This window comes from Limibacter armeniacum, from assembly GCF_036880985.1.
GTDB lineage: Bacteria > Bacteroidota > Bacteroidia > Cytophagales > Flammeovirgaceae > Limibacter > Limibacter armeniacum.
In genome coordinates, this window is record NZ_JBAJNO010000009.1 from 21,386 (window position 1) to 42,840 (window position 21,455).

General features: G+C 39.8%; 14 protein-coding genes. 3 read left to right on the plus strand and 11 right to left on the minus strand.

Going from position 1 to position 21,455, the window contains the following annotated elements; all coding sequences use genetic code 11:
* Positions 1-51 precede the first annotated feature (51 nt).
* On the plus strand, positions 52-417 hold the full coding sequence (locus tag V6R21_RS17785; protein WP_334241758.1) for a hypothetical protein: 366 nt from the start codon (positions 52-54) through the stop codon (positions 415-417).
* Here the strand turns inward: V6R21_RS17785 and V6R21_RS17790 are convergent.
* Entirely contained in the window at positions 364-858 is a 495-nt protein-coding gene (locus tag V6R21_RS17790; RefSeq protein WP_334241759.1) for a hypothetical protein, read from the minus strand. The genes V6R21_RS17785 and V6R21_RS17790 overlap by 54 nt on opposite strands.
* Positions 859-898: 40 nt before the next feature.
* Entirely contained in the window at positions 899-1,213 is a 315-nt protein-coding gene (locus tag V6R21_RS17795) for a hypothetical protein (protein WP_334241761.1), read from the minus strand.
* A gap of 169 nt (positions 1,214-1,382) precedes the next feature.
* Between V6R21_RS17795 and V6R21_RS17800 the strand changes: the two genes are divergently transcribed.
* On the plus strand, positions 1,383-1,910 hold the full coding sequence (locus V6R21_RS17800; protein ID WP_334241764.1) for a helix-turn-helix domain-containing protein: 528 nt from the start codon (positions 1,383-1,385) through the stop codon (positions 1,908-1,910).
* Between the two features lie 787 nt (positions 1,911-2,697).
* Here the strand turns inward: V6R21_RS17800 and V6R21_RS17805 are convergent.
* The 3 genes from V6R21_RS17805 to V6R21_RS17815 form a co-directional block, all read right to left on the minus strand.
* The gene (locus tag V6R21_RS17805; protein ID WP_334244937.1) at positions 2,698-3,717 is read right to left on the minus strand and encodes a hypothetical protein; all 1,020 of its coding nucleotides are present in this window, start codon (positions 3,715-3,717) and stop codon (positions 2,698-2,700) included.
* A gap of 293 nt (positions 3,718-4,010) precedes the next feature.
* The gene (locus V6R21_RS17810) at positions 4,011-5,120 is read right to left on the minus strand and encodes an acyltransferase family protein (protein ID WP_334244938.1); all 1,110 of its coding nucleotides are present in this window, start codon (positions 5,118-5,120) and stop codon (positions 4,011-4,013) included.
* Positions 5,121-5,169: 49 nt separating this feature from the next.
* Complete coding sequence (locus V6R21_RS17815; RefSeq protein WP_334244939.1) at positions 5,170-8,196, minus strand: glycoside hydrolase family 3 N-terminal domain-containing protein; 3,027 nt, start codon at positions 8,194-8,196, stop codon at positions 5,170-5,172.
* Positions 8,197-8,479: 283 nt separating this feature from the next.
* Here V6R21_RS17815 and V6R21_RS17820 point away from each other — a divergent pair, with 283 nt between their 5' ends.
* Positions 8,480-8,764 (plus strand): hypothetical protein, encoded by a 285-nt coding sequence (locus V6R21_RS17820; RefSeq protein WP_334244940.1) that lies wholly within the window; start codon positions 8,480-8,482, stop codon positions 8,762-8,764.
* Positions 8,765-9,190: 426 nt separating this feature from the next.
* On the opposite strand, the gene V6R21_RS17825 is transcribed toward V6R21_RS17820, so the two are convergent.
* The 6 genes from V6R21_RS17825 to V6R21_RS17850 all read right to left on the minus strand — a co-directional run bounded on the left by V6R21_RS17825 (position 9,191) and on the right by V6R21_RS17850 (position 21,199).
* Positions 9,191-10,426, minus strand: coding sequence for a glycoside hydrolase family 5 protein (locus tag V6R21_RS17825; RefSeq protein ID WP_334244941.1), 1,236 nt, complete (start codon positions 10,424-10,426; stop codon positions 9,191-9,193).
* 27 nt (positions 10,427-10,453) lie between these two features.
* Positions 10,454-12,484, minus strand: a complete 2,031-nt coding sequence (locus V6R21_RS17830; protein WP_334244942.1) for a family 16 glycosylhydrolase — start codon at positions 12,482-12,484, stop codon at positions 10,454-10,456.
* A gap of 91 nt (positions 12,485-12,575) precedes the next feature.
* Positions 12,576-14,939 (minus strand): glycoside hydrolase family 3 N-terminal domain-containing protein, encoded by a 2,364-nt coding sequence (locus tag V6R21_RS17835; protein ID WP_334244943.1) that lies wholly within the window; start codon positions 14,937-14,939, stop codon positions 12,576-12,578.
* Positions 14,940-14,991: 52 nt separating this feature from the next.
* Positions 14,992-16,431, minus strand: coding sequence for a PKD domain-containing protein (locus tag V6R21_RS17840; protein ID WP_334244944.1), 1,440 nt, complete (start codon positions 16,429-16,431; stop codon positions 14,992-14,994).
* 19 nt (positions 16,432-16,450) lie between these two features.
* A complete protein-coding gene (locus V6R21_RS17845) occupies positions 16,451-18,055 on the minus strand; it encodes a RagB/SusD family nutrient uptake outer membrane protein (RefSeq protein WP_334244945.1) in 1,605 nt (534 codons plus the stop codon).
* Positions 18,056-18,067: 12 nt separating this feature from the next.
* A complete protein-coding gene (locus V6R21_RS17850) occupies positions 18,068-21,199 on the minus strand; it encodes a SusC/RagA family TonB-linked outer membrane protein (RefSeq protein ID WP_334244946.1) in 3,132 nt (1,043 codons plus the stop codon).
* Between the last annotated feature and the right edge of the window lie 256 nt (positions 21,200-21,455).

Genomic DNA, 21,455 nt, shown 5'->3' on the forward strand with positions numbered 1-21,455 from the left:
GTAATTTAATAGCGCTTAAACCTTATTTTTCACCACAAAAACAGATAACCTATGAATGAAAATGAACAAGTACTTTATAATGATGGAATGACTTATCAGGTATATATGACCAGGGCATTCCGAAAACACTACGATGGCTCTAATCTAAAACTTCACTCTTCTGCTATGAGTAACCTTGTCTTGTCTGAGAGCGGAAGTAGCAACGTCAAGCATCTTGGTAAGACTGAGAAACTCTTTGCTAAAGTCAAGAAAGATGTCTTGCAAGCCGCTGACAAATTTCTCAAGTTCAAACTGACAGATGTTGAGCGAGCCATTATTGAACAGGAGCGGTCGAATCTGTCCAATGCCTTTAACTCTTATAGCCTAAGAACTTCTATTAGGCGTATAGTGGAAGTTACTGACCGCTTCAAATTCTAAGGTTTCTTTAGCCAATCCAATCAGGAACTCTTGGTGTTGATTTGGCAAATCCTTCTTTTGGTAACATGAAAGCATGTTAGATACCCTTTCATTGTTTGCCAATATGAAGTCTGCCAGTTCCTGGTTTGACATACTACTGAAATCAAGGTTTGTGATAAAGCTGGATAGCTCATTGCTGAAATGCTCCATCACGAAATAGTTATTCTTCAGTAGTGAGATAACCTCTTTGGCATGACTGATCTTTTGCGACCTGAACAGCGTTATGGTAGCGCCTATTGGCGTTTCAATGTTAGCTTGCATCAGGTTGTCTCCCGTAAAACCACAAGTGATATTGAGCTTGTAGTTTTCTTTATTATATACCTGACATACTATGACTTCGCTATAGGTAATTGTAGTGTCAGGTGCTAATGCGTAAAGAATTTGTTCTAGTGCTGCTTTCATTTCAATTTTTTTTAAAACCTCTCTCCAATAGCGGGAATAATTAAGAACAATCAGGTACAGTGCAAGGCTCTGTACTTGAAGCATCCACTTCATTGATGTGAGGATATGAACTACTTTCGGCAGTAGCGGGGTCTAAAACATCGTAACCAAGTAAACCGCTTTCCAGTGCTTCCTTAAAATTCTTTTGAGCAAAAGGCTGATCCTTATTTTTTACTAGGTCCTGTTTGAGGAGATACTTTAAAACATCACCCATATTTGATTTCCCGTAAACTTTTTTGAGAGTTACAAGGTGTTTCCTTAATGGAATTTCAAGTTTCACCCCAGTATATATCGTTTGTATTTGTGGTTCAGTCATGATAAAACGGTTCTAGGTATTTAATTCTTAGCCTTTTTTGCTACTTTTGTTAAACGCTGTTTAATACGGTTAAACCATATTTACTATCATTTAACATTACAATTATATACGGATTAAGTTTAAAACACAAGGAATAATCCCAATCCATTAAAGATAAAGTTACAATATTATGAGTATTTCAAATCGCATAACACAGTTTATGATTGAAAAAGAATTAACTGTTGATCAATTAGCGCGTGAGTTAAATTGCTCACTAACAACAATATACGATTGGAGGAAAGGAAGAAGCGCTCCAAAGCTGAATAACATAATTCAACTTTTTGAGATTTATCCCGATTTGAATGTTGATTGGTTAGTTACTGGACGTGGGGAAATGCTTATTACTGAAGAAGGAATCAGATCTTCGGAAAGTAAACCTAAAGTTGAAGAAATAGATTCAAGGTTTGAGAAAATTGAAAAACAACTGGAAAGCCTTAAATCAAATACAGACCCTTTTTTGGCCATGTTCCAGATGTTAAATCAGATGGCGAAGAATAATGGAATGAAATTGACCATGAATGCGGATGACCAGCCTGCTAATAGGCAGTCGGGAAAGTTGGCGGGTGATACTGAAATGTCAGAGGCTGAAAAAGAGATAGAATCCTTGAACTATTGGGTAGAAGAATACCCAAAGCGTAACCACAATGTTGCTGCTTAACCCCAGGTTCAGGATACTAAAACTTGGTCCAAAAAGTTCGGGATGTGTTACACAATCCGGCGGGATTGTGTAATTCTAGGGTTATTTAATCACTTTTTGGTAACAGTCCTGGTATCACCCCAGTTAAGCGCTCGCTTAACTTTCTGACATCTAGTAATTTAAAATTTGGAAAATAATCCCTTCGGGATTATTTTTTCATACAGCAAACACCGTTTCCGAAGGAAACAAACCATATTAGCTCCAGATGGCAATCTGGATTTTACAGCAATCAATATATCATAACCCTGAAAGGGTTGAACAGGATAACATCATTTAGTAGATCATAATATGTGAAAGGATTAGAGTAGGAAATCTCTATTCCAATTCAATACTTGCTTAAATCGTGAGTAATGGATTATCACCCTAAAAATATAGCCCTTTCAGGGTTGAATAATGTACGTTTCTACTGATGGGATAATTAAGATGTACTAAATAACCGGAGTTATCTCGTTGCCTGTTTCGATGCTGTTGCACGCGCGGTAAAACCCATCACTAACGTGTATAGCCTCTTCGGGGCAGGTGTATTGCTCCGAATAAAAAGTCAAACTTAATAATCCCATCGCTGGCATATACAATCCCTTCGGGACATATGCCTTGAAAGTGCAAGATACATTAGCAGCGAGTTTAAAATCCATTACTTCTATGATATAACAGAAGTGAATGCTAATTCATAGTTCACGTTATAAAGTAAGAGATAAACAAAAAAGCCGAAGCTTTCACTTCGACCTCCCAATATAATTTTACTTACTTAATCTTCAAGTTGTTCATCTTCCTTATACTTCCAAAAATCTTCTATATCCTTGATAAATACCCCAGAAAGTGTAGTTACGTAAACCCTTCCGTTGAACTCTGAGATAGATGTAATTTGGTTTCCTTCCAGCCCTATATTAGAGATTTCTTTAAATTCTATTGTGACATCTGTCTTGTAAAAATGTATAATATGGTCGCCGATATAAGCTAAAGTTTTCCCATCTATTTCTTTATAATTAAATAAATGAAGATCTTCTCTAACTGGATCTGCAAATACTTGCCAATTTATCCCATCATATGATGAAAGCATTTTAAAAGTCTTTACTCCCTGTTCAGCTTTATATGTCAAACCATAATAAACACCATCTATTTTAAATATCTTACGAATAGAGTGCTCATCAATTATATGAAATTCTTCATCGGCACTTAATAAATATGTTTCATCTATTCCAGTTAAATAAAACTTATCTTCTATACAATTTACTAGATATGAAAAATTAATTCTTTCAGGTTCATTTTCAGGACGAGGAATAATTTTAGTACTTAATGTATCAACAAAGTATTCATAACCCATATCCTCAACTACCGTATTGATCAATAAAAACTTCACTTGTGATTCATCACTACTTTCAAAAGGGATTAAACATTGATTCTTATTATTAACATAAAGTTGTTCATGCCTTTGGTAAAAGTGGAAGGCAAAATCTTTGAAAGAATTGTCTAGCTTTGACATACTAAGCCCCACTTCAGCATAATTAGAAAAAGGATCATGAGGAGAGGATATTTCAAAATAACCACCACTACCCAAACCAATCCAAAGATTAGGAGTAATTGGAAATTTCCTGAAATTATCCTGATAGTGGAATGAGTAACCATATAGAATTGAATGTAGCGCTACTTCTGTTGTATCTTCAATAAAGATATGACCTAAAAACCCTGATTCTAAAAAGAATATATTATTGGAATCAGCTGCACTATTATAGACTATCTTAGACTCAAATGAAAACCTTGAGTCCAATTACCACCCCTCTTCTTTTTTTGTATTTTCATCAGGAGAATACTCTTCTGATTCTTTACAACTAAATAAGGATAAACATAAAAAAATAAACGTAACACTTTTAAGATTGAATAATTTCATGATAAAAAATTTGGGTAAACAAAAATGTATTCAATCCTAAACTAAGTGGTAATTATATAATCTAAAACGAGCGTACAATACAAAAAGACTCTATACTTTAGCAAGCTGCCCTTTACTTCTTAAACAAAAAAAGGTCGAAGCTTTCACTTCGACCTTCTAATATAATGAAAACATCAAACCTTCAGAATAATGTTCTTTTTATAAAGCCACCAGGTTGGCAGATACATCAGCAATACAAATCCTACTGCATGTGCAAATGAAGCGGCTGTTCCATCGAGCCATGATTTATACAGTATATCATATTCCAATGACCTCAACGAAGTATCACCAATTTTGATGGCAATTAAAATCTTCACCAGCAGACCTGAGAGTACAAAAGCAAACATCGGGTTGATACCAAACACAAGGAATGGGAATGTTACTTTTCTTCCAATCTTCTTTACATCAATCAGCCAATAAGAGAATGCCAGCCCTATCACGCCCATACCACCTGCATAAAGTACATAAGAGCTTGTCCAAAGGCTTTTGTTGATTGGGAAGAAGTAATCCCACCAACTACCTAACACCACCAAAATAACACCCGCTACAAACATCCAAGCCACTTTCTCTTTCTCATCTTTTTCTGTCCTGATCCATGTTCCAGTCAATACTCCGATCAAACCAGTACCTATCGCTGGCAACGTACTAAGCAAACCTTCAGGGTCCCATGTCTTGGATTGTGACCACATATGTCCTTCCAACAGGAAATTGTCAAACCAACCTGCGATGGTCATATTCGGATCGTCCAAATTTGGAGTTCCTACCCCTGGCACAGGAATCAAAGTCATCACAGCCCAGTAGGTCAACAGGATTACTACCAGCCCTTGCAGCTGTGCCTTCCAGCTTGTCTTCAGGAAAATAAAACCAGCAAAGAAAAAGACGATACCTATACGTTGCAGTACGCCCGGCAACCTGAGCGTCTCCAGATTAAAATATGGGAAACCTGACAGAAACAGTCCAATACCGATCAGCTTCAAGCTTCGGATAATCACCTTCTTCAAAACAGCCCCATGCTTTTCGGGTTTGTCTTTCACTCCCCACATCGAGAAACTGATGGAAACCCCTACAATAAAGAGGAAAAAAGGAAATACCAGATCGGTTGGTGTGCAGCCGTGCCATTTTGCATGAAGCAGTGGTGCGTACACATGTCCCCAGTCTCCCGGGTTGTTGACGAGAATCATTCCCGCCACGGTTAGCCCTCGGAACACATCCAGGGACATTACTCTGTCTGCTTTGTTTGTCATTGGTTTATTTTAGTTGCGACAGGACATGCCCTGTCGGTACAGTTGATGATTATTTAATAGAGGCTACCTTTTGATCAATAAGGTCATAGATGCCTTGCAGCATTCTGCTTCTGATATTGCGCTTGTAGAGTTCGCTGTTTTCCCTTGTTGGATAAACCCTGTTGGACAGGAATACAAACACCAGTTCTTCTTTAGGATCTACCCAAAACATTGTCCCCGTAAAACCTGTATGCCCGTAGCTATCCATACTTGCCGATTTGCAAGGATAGGCATCTGCTTCCGACTTTTCCTCATTATCCAATGAAGGCTTGTCGAACCCCAATCCCCTGCGGTTATCGTTTTGTGGAAACTGCACGCTTGTAAATTCCTTTACTGTTTCAGCAGGCAGGTAAGATTCTCCTCCATAATTTCCTTCCTGCAAAAACATCTGAAGGAGTTTTGCCAAATCCTGTGCATTACCGAAAAGTCCTGCATTTCCGGAAACACCGCCCAACATAGCTGCAGCCTCATCATGTACATAACCCTGCATGGTTGAGAAGCGGAATATATTGTCGTTTTCTGTAGGAATAATCTCTTTCGATGAGAATTTTCTGGAAGGATTAAAGGTCAATCGATTTGCGCCTAACGGAGCATAAAAACTATCGTCCAAAAAAGTATCAAACGTTTTACCAGTCTGTTGCTCGATCATTTCAGGATAGAGCAAAAAAGACAACCCTGAGTAACGATAAGTTCCTTTTTCTCCCAATTCAGACGCTGCCACCATTTTGTAAAGGTATTTGTCCTTAAACTTCTTGTGCAAAAAAAGGTGTGGCGCTACCTGCACCGGATATTTTTTGGAAGGCCTTACATCAAATGTATTTTTCTTGAACTCCTTGTTTTCATCCAGTGTCTCTGTCCAGAATGACAGGTAAGGTTTCAAGCCAGCCTGATGCGCCAGAATTTCACGAAAAGTAAGGACTTCCTTATCGGTTCCCTTAAAATCTTTCCAGTAAGTGCTGAAAGGCATATCCATTTTCCAAACACCATCCCCTTGCATTTTCATAATGGACGTTGTAGCAGCCGCCACTTTTGTAACGGAAGCCAGATCGTAAACATCCTTGCTTGTCACTGGCTCATTCTTGTAATAAGTATGAAAACCGTAAGCCTTATTCAGGATCACCTTGCCCTTTCTTGCTACAAGCACCTGACAGCCTGGATAAGCCTGAACATCCAGTCCTTCCTGAACCAGACTATCTATCATTGTATTCAGTGCATCAGCAGAAATTCCTACTGCTTCCGGTTCTGTATAACCTAACCTGTTTCCACCAAGGATATCAATTCCACTGCCCACAGGAAATGTCTGATTGATACTTACAGGTAGCTTGCCTGTGGCATCACATCCACCGAAGATCACCTGCACTGCGGCTTCCTCCATATTTCTTCCGTCCTGATAGGTCAACAAAAGCCCTTTTGCATCTTCTACTCCTTCCAGTACATCCACTGCATAAGCGTTAGCAAAAACAGAGATAATCGCATTCTTCTCCTGGCTTAGGTATTTTATCAACTCCACCATTCCGTCAGAAATACCGAATGCTCTCGTTTTCAGTTTTTCTTCCTTGCCATCATTCAGGTTCACTACAATTGATTTCCTGCTCGGGCTCTTGAAAAGGTTATGGACACCAGCCAATACCAAATCGTATTCCTTCAGTGCCTCTTTCAGCTTCTTGATATCTTCTGCTTTGCAGGCTGCATCTATATTAAAGAAATCTACTTTAGTATAGTTGGCAGCCATCAGTTGGAATGGTGTATTGTCTGTACTTCCAATTGATAGCACTGCCATTTTCTTTTGGTCCAATGCTTTCAATGGCATCAGATTCTGGTCATTCTTCAGCACTGTCACGGCAGCCTGAGCCAGACGATCATTCAGCCAAAGGTCTTGCGAATTGTTCAGGTCTTCAGTCAGGTTTTCAGTTTTTACAACACTATCTTTACTGATGCCTGCCCAATACTTGAATGCCAAAAGTTTGCGGCATTTTTCCTCAATATCCTTTTCTGTGATAGTACCGTCCTTTATTGCTTTCCTAATGGCATCCAATGCTTCCTTCACATTTGTACTGAATTCCACCACATCATTGCCAGCAGCTAAAGCTTTGGCATGTGCCTCCCCTATTGAGTTGTGCTTTATGATGCCTTGCATATGGATACCATCTGTAAAGGTAAGTCCCTCAAAACCCAGTTTTTCACGCAGGATTCCCTTGATGATTTTATCTGAAAGCGAGGAAGCTTCATTCGGTGTGTTATCCAAAGCCGGAATAGAAAGGTGCGCTGTCATTACCCCACCTGCTCCATCTGCCACCAGTTTTTTGAATGGATACAATTCCACTGAGTCCAGCCTTGCAATATCATGTTTGATAATCGGCAGATCATGGTGCGAATCTACATCGGTATCACCATGTCCTGGAAAATGCTTTATAACTGCCAGAATTTTCTCATCCTGCAATCCTCGAACATATGCTGATGCTTTTCGGTACACGTTTTCAGGATTTTCCCCAAATGAACGGTAACTGATGACCGGATTTTTCGGATTGTTGTTTACATCTGCAACAGGTGCAAAATTGATGTGCATACCCAGCCTATGAAAATGACGGGCAATAGCCCTACCCATATCATACACCAACGCCTCATCCTGTATGGCACCGAGCGTCATGGCATATGGAAAACTGATCCCATCCAGTACACGCATACCAACACCCCACTCGGCATCCAAAGCATAAGCCAATGGCACTTTGCTCATGGGTGTATACCTGTTGATCATCAAGGCATGGTCTACGGCATTTGCCCTGAAGAAAACCACACCACCTACCTTATACTTGTCGATCAGTTCTTCTACCATAGGCATCTGATCTGTTTTGAAGGAAGGAACAAAAATCAATTGAGCAATCCGCTCATCGGGTGTCATGGCATTGTAAACGGAATCTACCCACGGGCTTTTGGTATAATTCAAAAAATCGGGCTTCTGTTGTTGTGCCTGAGCAACATAACTTGCTACAGACCACCAAAGAAGCAGAATTGCCTTTAAGGCCTTTTTCATTTTCATATCTGCTGATCGTAATTCAGAAAGTCATATATGACAACTTCCTTCATTACATTTTAATAGTTGTTGAAAATTCAGTTACAGTGACAATAAGAATAGTCTATTCCACAAATATACGTTGTCACAGCACTCACAACAACCACCGAAATCAGGGATCTTTTGTACAGAAAAAAGCCAAAAATAGCTGTATCGATTGGTTTACTTCCTCTAATTATTTTTTCAGAGACTATATTTTTCACAATAAGTTATTACATTATATATAAGTGTAACTATAACGCATTATTATATGAATAACCTAAATATGATAACCGATTTACTGAGCAAGATTGTTACTGACTACCCTACTACCTTCTCCAGAATGAAGTGCATCTACAGTGATGGTAATCAGACATCTATTTTCCAACATTATATTGATGCATCTGCCCTAAACCAACGTCCTACCCAACTTACCTTCAAGTTGAAAGATGGTAAAGTATCAATCTGTAGCATTAAAGGGACAAGTAAGAATTTCAACACTGAGACACTGATTGACAGTCTTTTAGATTTGATTAATGAAGGAGAAGAGGCTTAACGTACCCTTAAAGCCCTGTTCTAAAAAATATTTTTGCTAAAGAAAAATTACATCAATTTAATTGTATAAATTAAGGCTTATACTCCTTTTGAAACAACATGTATTTCCAAACCCATCCTATTGATGGCTTATACATGGCTAGTTATCAAACGAATAGGTAATTTAGCTCACAATAGAAGCTTTTGATTATGTGTATAAAACACATTTAATCAAATTGAAATAAGTACCAAGATAAAGCAGGTATAATCAGTAATTTTATACTTGTTACTTACCGAAGAGCCACCGCAATTGCGGTGGCTTTATCTCTCTACAACATTTTAGAATAAAAGCCTGACAACAGGAATCCTATTGCCGTGCCCAAGAAATATGAAAACTACTTTTACTTATTTATTTATCCAGATCATTTGATCGAATGATTTTAACTTACTATTGATTTTTCACAGGTTTTGCTTCCAGACCCAATCCTTCCACATAACCTTTGTTAGGGTAGCAATTCTCAAACTTACATTGCTCCAAGTATCCTTTTAAAGCTACTCTTACCTTATCCCTATCAGGCATATTTTCTCTTCTTTTGGCATAGCTACTTCTATCGCTTTTAGCATAAGCCGAAATCAGTTGATAAGTTTCAGGCTCATCAAAATTCATCACGCCCTTCGTATTGTTCATCTTTTTGTATGGCCAGAAGCACCAATTGATCTCATACTGCTCCAGCAACATACGGAAATCTTTTACCCACTCATCGGTATTCTCACCAGTCTCCCCTACATAAAGTGGCACATTGTATTTATCCCTGAAATCAAGGTAAGCTTGGATCTCTTCCTTCACTGTTGGCATCCAATACTTATGGAATTCATATACCAACTTGTCGTCAAATGGCTTACTGAAGATACTGAAGTTGGTATTCCACTGCGCGCCACCCAAGAATACAAGGTGCTCCTCGTCTACCTCTCTAATTGAAGCCACTACTCGCTTATAAAGCGGCTCAAGCTTTGCATTCAACTTCGGAAGATCGTCTTCAAAATAGTGGGCAATTGGCTCATTCAATAAACCATACCCCAAGATCACTTCCTCGTCTTTGTAATGCTCCGCAATCTGGCGCCAAATATCCACCAACTGCTGCTGTGATGCTTCACTTTCAAACAGGAATGGATAACCCGCACTGTCATCAATATTATCACCGGTTTGTCCGCCTGGAGCACAATGCATATCCAGCAGCACATAAAGTCCAGCATTGCGGCACCACTCTACGACCTTATCCAATTGTTCAAAACCATGATAACTTCTGCCCATATAAGTTTCATTAGTGAACATCTTGTAATGGAAAGGCAAACGTAAATGGTTTGAACCGATACTTTTCAGGTATTGGATATCAGACTCCGTGATGTAGTTTTCTATAAAATCTGCCCAAAACTCCTTGGTCTCATCTGGACCTACCATCTCTTCCAGCAGCTCATTGATATGTCTTGGAGCATTTACCTGATCCAACTTAAACATGTACCCTTCCGGTACCAACCAATTACCTAGGTTAGTCCCTTTCAGTAAAATCTTTTCACCACTTGGTGTTACAAGATCTTTCCCTTTTGAGGTAACAAATCGGTTTTGAGCTATTAGTCCTGAAATGCTGAATAGCAGTATATAAATAGTACAAACAAACTTTTTCATCGTGATTAGGTATGAATTTCCTTAGGTTTATTTCTTGATTACCTTAATTGTCCCCAGTCCTTCCACTTTTAATAAGTAAAGACCTGACACTCTCGAGCTCAAATCCAATTGGGATTTATCGTTCGGTACCTTTTCTTTCTCCAACAACTCTCCTGTGAGGTTATATAATGAGATACTTCTGCCTGCCATTCCCTTCAAGGTCAGCTTATCTGTTGTTGGGTTAGGAAAAACACTCACCAACTCCGAAGAGAAATCAAAGCCTAAAACTGGTGCTTGTGTTATTGTGACTTGCCCAAGGTCAAATCCTGCACTACTTCCCAACTGGTTTTGAAGTGACACCTGATATTGGTAGGTCATATCTTGCTGTACCTCACTATCCAAAAATGTAGTGCTTCCGACAGGCAAGGACCATTCCTTCTGAATCTCACTACCTCCCTCTGAACGAAGTACCGTTATGGACTTCACCCAATCACCCTCTGGCAATTCCCAATTGAGATAAGCTCCTTCTCCTTCATTTTCAGTGGCACTACCTTTGCTTATAGCCGCTGGTACTTGAAGAGCGGCATTGTTTTGAAATGCAATAGATTTCACCTTCAGCTGTCCTGCCGGTGGAGCAGAAAAAGCACCATAGTTAATAAAGAAGCGTATTCCTTTCACTCTCTGAAAATCAAAATCAGGATGTGCTGCTTTCAAAAAAGAAAAATCGTGGTGATACAAGTAAAACTGACCATCTGCTAGCCAGTTTCCTACCTTGAATACATCGCCTGTATTGAATGTGTTATTATCTATATCTATTAGGTCAATCCGAAATGACTTGGGAGGCGAGGTTGTCGCCATCTCCAAATCAAATAGTGTATGTTCCTCCAAATTCAGGTATGTATCCTCAAACAGGTAATCTACAAAGGGGATTGTCTTAGGATCGCTTATTTCAAAAGTCAGTTCAGCAACTTCTGAAGTGCCACCTACCTGAATCTCACTTTCATGATTTGGTGAAACAATCCACTTTTCCAGTAGGTTAAACCCCATATCTCCACTTGGGGTCTTCCATAGTTTTACAGGTAATGAACCTTCAAAAGTCTCTTCACCTTGTTGCAGGTTAACCTTGATTTCTCCAGCACTTTCACCCCATTGCACTGAAACAGTATTTGTACCTTGTCCTGAAAGAATCGTTACACCTTCAGGAAATATCCATTCGTATGTAGCGCTTTCATTAAGGTCTGTCGAATAAGTATAAGTCTCTCCTACTTTCACCAATTCAGGCCCAGAAATCTTAGGCGCTTGAGCCTTACCATATACCCTTACATAATCTACCAACATTTGCTTTGGAAAAACACTGTCATCTATACCTTGCTGACCTCCCCAAGCACCGCCTACTGCTACATTCAAGATCATAAACTGCGGAAGGTTATAAGGCCATGTCGAAGCATTTTTCACAGAAGGCGAATAAGTATAAACGTGCTGGTCATCCACCAAAAACTTCAGTTCTGCTTCTGTCCACTCCAAAGTGTATACATGAAATTCCGTCTCAGCTGTAGGCAAGTGCAATGAGCCCTTGTTCACTGTATTTCCATAACTGGATGGTGTATGAGTAGCCGAATGAACATTATCAGGATCAAATCCAACATGTTCCATGATATCGATCTCTCCACATGCAGGCCAGCCTTCTGTTGAGATATTCTCTCCTAACATCCAGATTGCAGGCCACAAGCCTCTACCAGCAGGCAACTTTGCCCTGATTTCAAAACGTCCATAAGTAAATGACTGCAATCCTTGTGTTTTGATTCGCCCTGAAGTATAACTGTTTTCACCTTTTCGAATGGCTGTGATCTTCAAAAGACCACCTTCTACCTTTACATTCTCTGACTTGTCGGTATAGTTTTGAAGTTCCTGATTACCCCATCCATTATCACCTAAATCATAGGTCCAATTCTCAGGGTTAGGAGCACCAGCTACATCAAATTCATCTGCCCAAATCAACTGAGGAAAATCAGCATTCTGTGCATGGATGCTGCCAGTTATCAGCAAGCTTAATATCAGTGAGTAGAATTTTCTCATCATAGAAGTTTTCTGTTAGTTGTTGTTCAAGGATTATAAAAGGATTGGGGACTAAAAGAAACTGCAGGTCCTAAGACCTGCAGTTGGGGTTTATTTAAAGCACAGGGTTTGCCTTAGCTAACACTTTTGTTTCAGTTACTGTAAAATCCAATTGCTCAGATCCTATACCGATGCTGAAATCACCAGCTTCTACTACCGGAACACTTTCCGCATTCATAAATGCCAATGACTTAACAGGGATGCTGAAGTTTACAACCTTGCTTTCTCCTGCTTTCAGATCAATCTTTTCAAACGCTCTCAAACGGCTTACATCTGGTGTTACCGATGCATAATGGTCTCTTGTGAAAACTAGTACAGCTTCTTTTCCATCTCGTTTACCAGAGTTAGTCACTTTTACTGATACTTCAATTGTCTCATCAGCTTTGAACTCGGACTTAGCCAATTTCAGGTCGCTGTAAGCAAAATCTGTATAACTCAGACCATGACCGAATGGCCACTGAATATCCAGGAATGACTCATAATCATACATACCAGACATCTTGTCCTGATTTTCTGATGGCTTGAAGTCATAAGTAATCAGTGTATTTGGATACTTAGGGTAAGTGTATGGCAGCTTACCACTTGGGTTTACATCCCCTTTAAGGATTTGAGTCAATACTTCTCCTCCAAAGTTACCTGGCAAGTACATCTGAACTACAGCTTGCATCTTATCTACAAACTTACTGATCAGCCTAGGGCGACCTTCATTCAGAACCAGAATTACAGGTTTGCCTGTTGCAGCCATTGCTTCTGCCAGTTTCTGTTGGTTCTCTGACAAGTAAAGGTCATGCAAGTCACCTGGTTTCTCTGTATAAGTATTTTCACCTAAACAAAGTAGGATTACATCAGAGCTGCTAGCTGCACGTTTTGCGGCTGCAATGTCGATGTCTTTTTCCTCATAGTATTTACCCTCAAAGTTGTAAGAAACTCCTGCCTCATACTTGACATTATTCTCACCAAACTGAGCTTTTACAGCGTCCAGAATTGTTTGGTACTTGCCACTAAATTCATGAACTTTTTCACCTTGCCACGAGTAGCTCCAGCCACCGTTCAGCGTACGCATGTTGTCAGCGTTAGGACCCGTTACCAGAATTTTAGTTCCTTCTTTCAGCGGAAGAATATCATTCTTGTTTTTAAGCAATGTGATACTTTCTGCTACAGCATCTTTTGCCTTTTGCTCAAACTCTGCTGAACCAAATTTAGGATAGTCTTCCAGTTTCGTAACCGGTGTTTCAAACAGGTTCAATGCTTTCTTAACACGCAAGATTCTCTTAACAGCATCATCGATTCTGCTCATTGGCACCTCTCCTTCATTCACCAACTCTACCAAGTAATCACAGAAGTCAAAGTTGTAAGGAATCATGGACATATCCACACCTGCATTGATAGCCATTTTTACAGCTTCTTTTTGAGAAGATGCTACTTTGTCACGGTTATGCAGGTTTTCAATATCAGCCCAGTCAGTTACAACCAATCCTTCAAAGCCAAGTTCTTTTTTCAACAAAGTTGTAATCAACGACTCACTTGCGTGAACAGGAGTACCATTGATAATACCTGAGTTTACCATAACAGTGGTTGCACCTTGCTCTACCGCAGCACGGAATGGAGGCAAGTAACGCTCTCTCAATTCATTCTCAGGAATATAGGCAGGCGTACGGTCTTTGCCTGAGAATGAAGAATAGCCAAGGTAATGCTTAAGACAAGCTGCCAAGTGGTTAGCATCTCCGATTTGGTTATCCTGTCCTTGGTATCCAGCGATAATGTTTTTACCCATTTCCTGTACAAGGAAAACGTCTTCACCAAATGTTTCCCACATACGTGCCCATCTTGCATCTCTACCTAAATCCAACACAGGAGAGAACGTCCAAGGAATACCACAAGCACGTGTTTCGTACGCTGTTATTTCACCTGTATTGATCGCAAGCTGACGGTTAAAGGTAGCACCCAAACCAATTTGCTGAGGGAAGAAAGTAGCGCCCGCTGTATAAGTTGTACCATGGATGGCATCAACTCCATAAAGTACAGGAACATTTGTTGCTTTCAATGCTACTTCCTGAATACGAGAGATCAGTTCATTCCACTTCTGAGGGGTTCTCGCTCTGTTGTTTGCTGTGTTCAGTACAGAACCAACTTTGTACTTGTTGAATGCTTTTTCAAGCATTTTCTCATCCAATACAAGTGGCTCATTGCTTTCAAACTCACTCTTACCTTCCGTTAGGACATCCAAGGTTACTTGTGCCATTTGCCCAACCTTTTCTTCCAAGGTCATTTCAGCAATCAGCTTATCAAGTTCTTTTTCTTCTTCAGCAGCTACACTAAAATATACTTCTCCTTTCAGGGTCTGGCTGCTATCTTTTTGGGCACACGACATCATCATGCCAAGAGCAGCAAGCCCAATAGATATAATTATCTTTTTCATATGCGCGGTTAAGTTGAGGAGGCGCAGGGATGCGCCTCCATATGATTAGATCTTACAGTAGTTCGATATCATCCAAGAAGAAAATACCTGGGTTGAAGTGTCCTTCACCACCAAACTGTACGATGATTTTATCGAAATCAGTACGATCAGCAGCTGCACTAAAGTCAAACTCCAACTCTACCCACTGACCTAACTGAGAATCGTCAATCACGTGGGCTACTTCAATCTGAGTCTCCCAAGGAGCAAGATGTTGTGAGTCTTGCAATTTCAATGAAAGTTTCTTTTGAAGTGTTCCACCAACTGTACCACCATTTTCAGAAGTGTAATCATTATAAGTTGGGATAAACACCTTAACCTTGATAACATTTCTAGTTGTCAAGTCCATTCTATAACCCAATTGGATTTGTGCGTTTGCCCACTCATTGTCACCTGTGCGTGTATATTTCGCTACTTTTGCAGAAGTATTGATTCCTACTGGTGCAGGGTTATCATATACATCAAAACCTTCTACTTCCTCTATGAACCAAGTCAAGTTACCATTTCCTTCGAAGTCATCATGCAGATCGTTTACTTCAATTGGCTTCGCTGGTACTTCAGGCTCCGGCTCAGATGGCCTTTCAAATCCTTCACGGATAAAACCTAAATACCAAGCATTTCCATCGCCACCAATTGTACGCAACTGCAGTTCATCCTCATTCATTTTCAGGATTTTGTACTCCTGATTACCGCCTACATGCCATGAAGGGAAAGCTCCACCAGTAAATACCAAGTACTGACCATCTTCCTTGTCAACAATTGACCAACCCCAACCAGCAGTATTCAATGTGATATCAAAAGTGATGTCGTCATCGTCTTTCACGACAGTACCACCCATACCCTCAAGCTCTTCTTGCATGTAGCTTTTTGCGTATGTATCACCATTATTCTGTAGGCTGAATCCAAATCCATAGATGCTGAAGTTAATTACATCATCGTATGCGCCTCTTCCTTCTTTTGCTGCAGGAGTTGCTTTCCACCAATCTGCAGTCTCAGTATCAACTGGACCAATTCCCATGTGACCTACTTCTGTTTGGTCCCAAACCCAGTTTTTACCATTTAGAGCTTCTGCTCCACCTGTCAGATTATTATAGTCCTCTCTATCAAGTAATGCATAATTGTCTTCTACGATAGTAACATTTTGAGTAACAGTTACAGAACCACCTTTTGTAATTACTGTCAAGGTAACAGTATACTCCCCACTTAATGGATAAATACCAGTAGCTTCGTTTCCTGTCACTTTTGTTCCATTACCCAAATCCCAAACTGCATTGAATGCACCAGGAGTCGTATTTACAAATACCAATTGGTTTGGATCGGAATCATCAACACTAATTGATACCTCTTCGGCTGTTGGAGCTGGACCGATGTCGGTCTTTTCTGGCTCGAACGTACAGGCAGTCAAACCTAAGATCAGACCTGCCATCAGATATATGAAAAATCTATTGAATTTCATGTTTGTATCAGGTTTTAGATTAATAGCCATCATTTTGTTTCAGATTAGGGTTAAGATCCCTTTCTGATTGAGGAATTGGGAATAATCCCTTCTTAGCAGCGTCGAAGTTAACCTCGAAATCCGATGGAGATCCCACATCACCAGTTGCAGGCTTGCCAGCAATTGATGGTGCTCTCATCTCATAATTTGTTACATCGATCTGAGATTTTGCATAATCAACACCTCTTCTTAAAAGATCCCAGTAACGGTGACCTTCCAATGCCAATTCCACTCTTCTTTCATGATAGATACCATCCAAATCAACAGATGAAACGTCGGCCAAACCTGCACGACTACGTACCATATTTACCTGATCTACTGCAGCTGCTGTGTTACCTGCTTTAAGGTTTAATTCTGCTGCCATCAACATCACATCTGCCAATCGGATGTAATGGTAATTTTGTGGCCAGTTCAAGTCCGGATTCGACTCTGCCTGACGGTTAATATGCGTTGTGTATTTGAATGTAAAGTAACCAGTGTTGGTATAGCTTGCCTCCAAGTTTGGAGTATCATTCAATAGTTGCTCACCTGTAATTATTGAAGCAGTAAGACGCTCATCACCAGCTTCAAACTCCGCATAAAGAGAATGTGTTGGTATTCCAAAGCCCCATCCTTGAAGCAACATATTACCATTATGGCCTCTTGGACCTGACATTTGACACTGGATATTACCTAGTTTCGTATCATTCCACTCACCACTTCCACTACTTGTAAATGGAATCTCAAAAATCACTTCACTTGAGAAATCACCTTCAGCAGTAAACAGTGTAGCGTAGTCCTCCAATAGCGTATGACCTGATTCATTGACTACAGACTCAGCCATCTCGATAGCATCAGTAAGTGTAAAACTACCACCGCCTGCTACTGGCAACTCAGTCTTATTGTAGTAACCTGTATAGTACTGGAATACTTTTACCATCTCTGACATAGCAGCCCACTTTGTCAAACGACCCAATTGAGTATCACCAAATCTGGAGTCTCTCATCATTGGAATAGCTGCAAGCATGTCTGCTGCTATTTGAGCATATACCTCATCCGCTGAAGTCAGCTCTACTCCTTGCCAGTTATCAGCAGCAAGTGGCTCTAAGCTCAATGGAATATTACCATAGAAACGAGCTAGCTCAAAGTAATAGTGACCTCTAAGAAAAAGGGCTTCCCCTTTAAAGTTTTCAGCATCTTCTTGCTCTGAAGTCTTGAACTGTATTTGATCAAACTTAGCCAAAAGCTGGTTAGCTCTTCCTACTCCTCTATATCCTTTTTTCCACATTGCCAAAGGAGTATCTTCCTGAGGCTGAGCTTTAAATCTTGCAACATTTTGCCATGTCAACATATCTGCTGATCCACCGCCTCCTGGGTACACATCATCAGACATGATATCAGATACCATGGCATATGGGTGATATGATTGTCCAAAGTCAGAACGAAGCGGCTCATAAATACCCATCAATGCAGCAAATGCATCTTTTCTGTCTTGGAAAAAGTTTTCTTCTGTTTGTGCAGTCTTTGGATCCAAATCCAAAAAGTCTGTACAGCTTCCTAGCATCATCGCCGATAGGACGAATGCAAATATTTTAATCCCTTTCATACTGTATATAGATTAGAATGTAAGGTTAGTACCGAATAGAATAACTTGAGACTGTGGGTAAGCGCCTTTATCTACGCCATACTCCAATCCGCCACCACCGATTTCAGGATCGAAACCAGAGTACTTAGTCCAAGTGTAAAGGTTCTGTACTGACATGTACAGTCTTGCTCTGCTTAAGCCAGCTTTTTCAGCTATTGTATTTGGTAAAGTATATCCCAACTGAATGTTTTTTACACGTACGAATGAACCATCTTCCAAGTGTACCATGTCGTTCAAACGCGTGTAGTTCTTATTAGGGTCAGCGTGTGTCATTCTTGGGAAATCATTGCCTTCGCCAGTCCAACGATCCAATGCACGAGCATTGTAGTTTTGATAAGTCAAGTCTTGACGGCGGCTTAGGTTTGCAATTTTGTTACCAGCCTGTCCTTGGAAGAATACTGACAAATCAAAGTTTTTGTAATCAGCTCCTAACGTAAGACCATACGTCCAAGTTGGTACAGCAGAACCGATATTTGTTCTGTCATTATCATCAATTTTACCGTCATTATTGGTATCTACAAATCTGATATCTCCAGCTTTAGCATCAGGCTGAATCACTTGTCCCTCAGGTCCAACATATGATGCTACTTCTTCTTGAGACTGGAAGATTCCATTTGTTTTATAACCATAGAAGAAAGGCAATGGGTATCCTATTTCCATACGGCTATTACCCGAATGTCCATAATATGCACCAGAGTTGATATAACCATTTTGGTTGTTCAGTTCAGTTATCTCATTTTGGTTATAAGCAACATTACCTGAAATACTGTAGTTAAAGTCACGCTCGATTGTACGGTAAGTGACATTTAATTCTACACCACTATTTGCAACCGTTCCCAAGTTCGAAGTTGGGTTATTCAAACCTACATAAGATGGTATTGGCTCTTCTGACAGCAATCCTTTCGTTACTTTGTTATAGTATTCAGCTGTCATTGTCAACTTGTCTTGCAACAAGCCAATTTCGAGACCAATGTTTGTCTGCTCAGACGCTTCCCATTTCAATGCTGGGTTTGCAGCGTTTAGAATACCAAAACCTGTAACTGGTGACCCAGAAACTCCTAATGGGTAACTGATTGTAGCACCTGCTAGTGATAGATAAGCGAAGTTTCCAATCTTTTCATTACCAATTTGTCCCCATGATGCTCTAAGCTTCATAAAGCTGATCAATTCACTTTGCTTCAGGAAGTCTTCTTCAGAAAGCACCCAACCAGCTGATACTGAAGGGAAGTAACCGAACTGATTGTCAGGACCGAAACGGCTTGAACCGTCCATACGGATTGTAGCAGTCAGCAGGTATTTCTCTCTATAGTTGTAGTTCAATCTTCCGAAATAAGACATCAATCTGCTTTCGCCAACTGCACCATTTGATTTTTGTGTTTCATCGTTAGCACCATTATCTAGCCAAGCATAATCCCATCCTGACAGATTCAAATTAGTACGGCTACCATTAATCCATTCTCTGTACTCATTAATGTGAGTCGTACCAGCCATCAACGTGAAATTGTGATCTCCTAGTGTTCTTTCGTATGTCAGTACATTCTCCAACTGCCAGTTGTAATATTGGCTTGAACCAGTCCAAGTACTGTTGTTATTTACCCTATTTACTACGTTGAAGTAAGCTACTGGTGTGAACCCTCTATAGCTTGAATTGCCTATGTTATAACCATAGTCAGAACGGAAAGTCAGACCATCCATTAGCTTGATACTTCCATAGAAGTTACCTACTAATTGGCGGCTCATGTTTTCATTAAAAGTATTCTGAAGAGCAGCCATTGGGTTTACAATCTCTCTCAAGCCTTGCTGAGAAATTCCATAAAATCTTCCACTAGGATCTTTTACTGGATTTGGAGAAATCTGATCCAAACGATCAATCTCAGCCTGATCAGTTACATATACAGGTGTAATTGGATCGTGGATAGTCGCAGCATAAAGAATCGAACCAAACTCATTTTGCTCTTCAATTCCTTGAGAATTTGTTTTCGTAAATGATAAGTTCTGTCCTAAAGTAATTCTATCAGTGAATTTATGTTCAGAATTGATACGGAAAGTAAAACGGTTATAGTTTGACTTATCACCTCCACCAACAATACCATCCTGAGCAAAGTAGCCTGTACTTACCGAGAACGTAGAGATATCATTACCACCTGAAAGTTGAAGCTGGTGGTTAGTCATTACGGCATTCTTATTAAAAATCTCATCCTGCCAGTCTGTATCTACTGTATTATTAGCAATTTGCTCCTCAGTAAACAGTGGGCTTTGTCCATCGTTGTAACGAGCTTCATTATGCAAAGTCATATACTCTCTTGCATTCAGGACACTCACTTTTCTACTTGGATTCTGTACACCAACATAACCATCGTAGTTAAGAACTAGCTTTCCAGATTTACCTTTCTTCGTTGTTACCAATACAACACCATTAGCACCACGAGAACCGTATATTGCAGAAGAAGCAGCATCTTTCAAGACTTCCATTGATGCAATATCACCTGGGTTTAAGAAGCTTAGGTTTTCTACCTGTACACCGTCTACAATGTAAAGTGGAGAAGCAACACCGTTGGTACCGACACCACGTATACGAACTGTAATACCTGCACCTGGCTGACCTGTGTCGTTAGACACCATTACACCCGCTGTTCTACCTTGAAGTGCTTGCTCTACTGATGGAACTGGTGTTTTGGCAATCTCATCTGCTTTTACAGAAGAAATAGCACCTGTCACAACACTTTTCTTTTGCACACCATAACCGACTACAACAACTTCTTCCAGTTGCTCTACATCAGGCTCAAGTGTTACATCAATGTTAGACGCACCATTTACAGATACTTCTTTTGAAAGGTATCCAATAAAAGAAAAAACTAGGGTTACATTTTTTTGAGTAGTTGTGAGTTTATACTCACCATCAAAATTGGTTATAGTTCCGTTATTAGTTCCTTTTACCATTACGTTTACCCCCGGTAATGGCATCTTGTCATCTGAAGAGATGACTTTACCTCCTACTACCGTATCTGATTGCGCTGCTGCTTTGCTAAAGGGTAATATTCCCAGCAGTGCAACCAATACCAGCACATACAAGGTATTGATTTGTTGAGTAGTTCTGTTTTTCATACTTACTTTCAGTATTAAGTGTGTATAAACTGTTCAGCCATGTACCAATCTTACCCGGGATTAGACTGATTACGATAGCTTGAATGAGTGCAAATAAGACTGATAAGTGTACAAAAAACAATAAAGTAATTTTCGGTGAAAAAATGGCATTTTCACTTAAAAAACAAAATTGCAACTCACTGATATACTATCAATTACATATATTTTAATAGAAATTTAACGATTTTCATTTTGCACTTAAAAATAATGTTAAAAA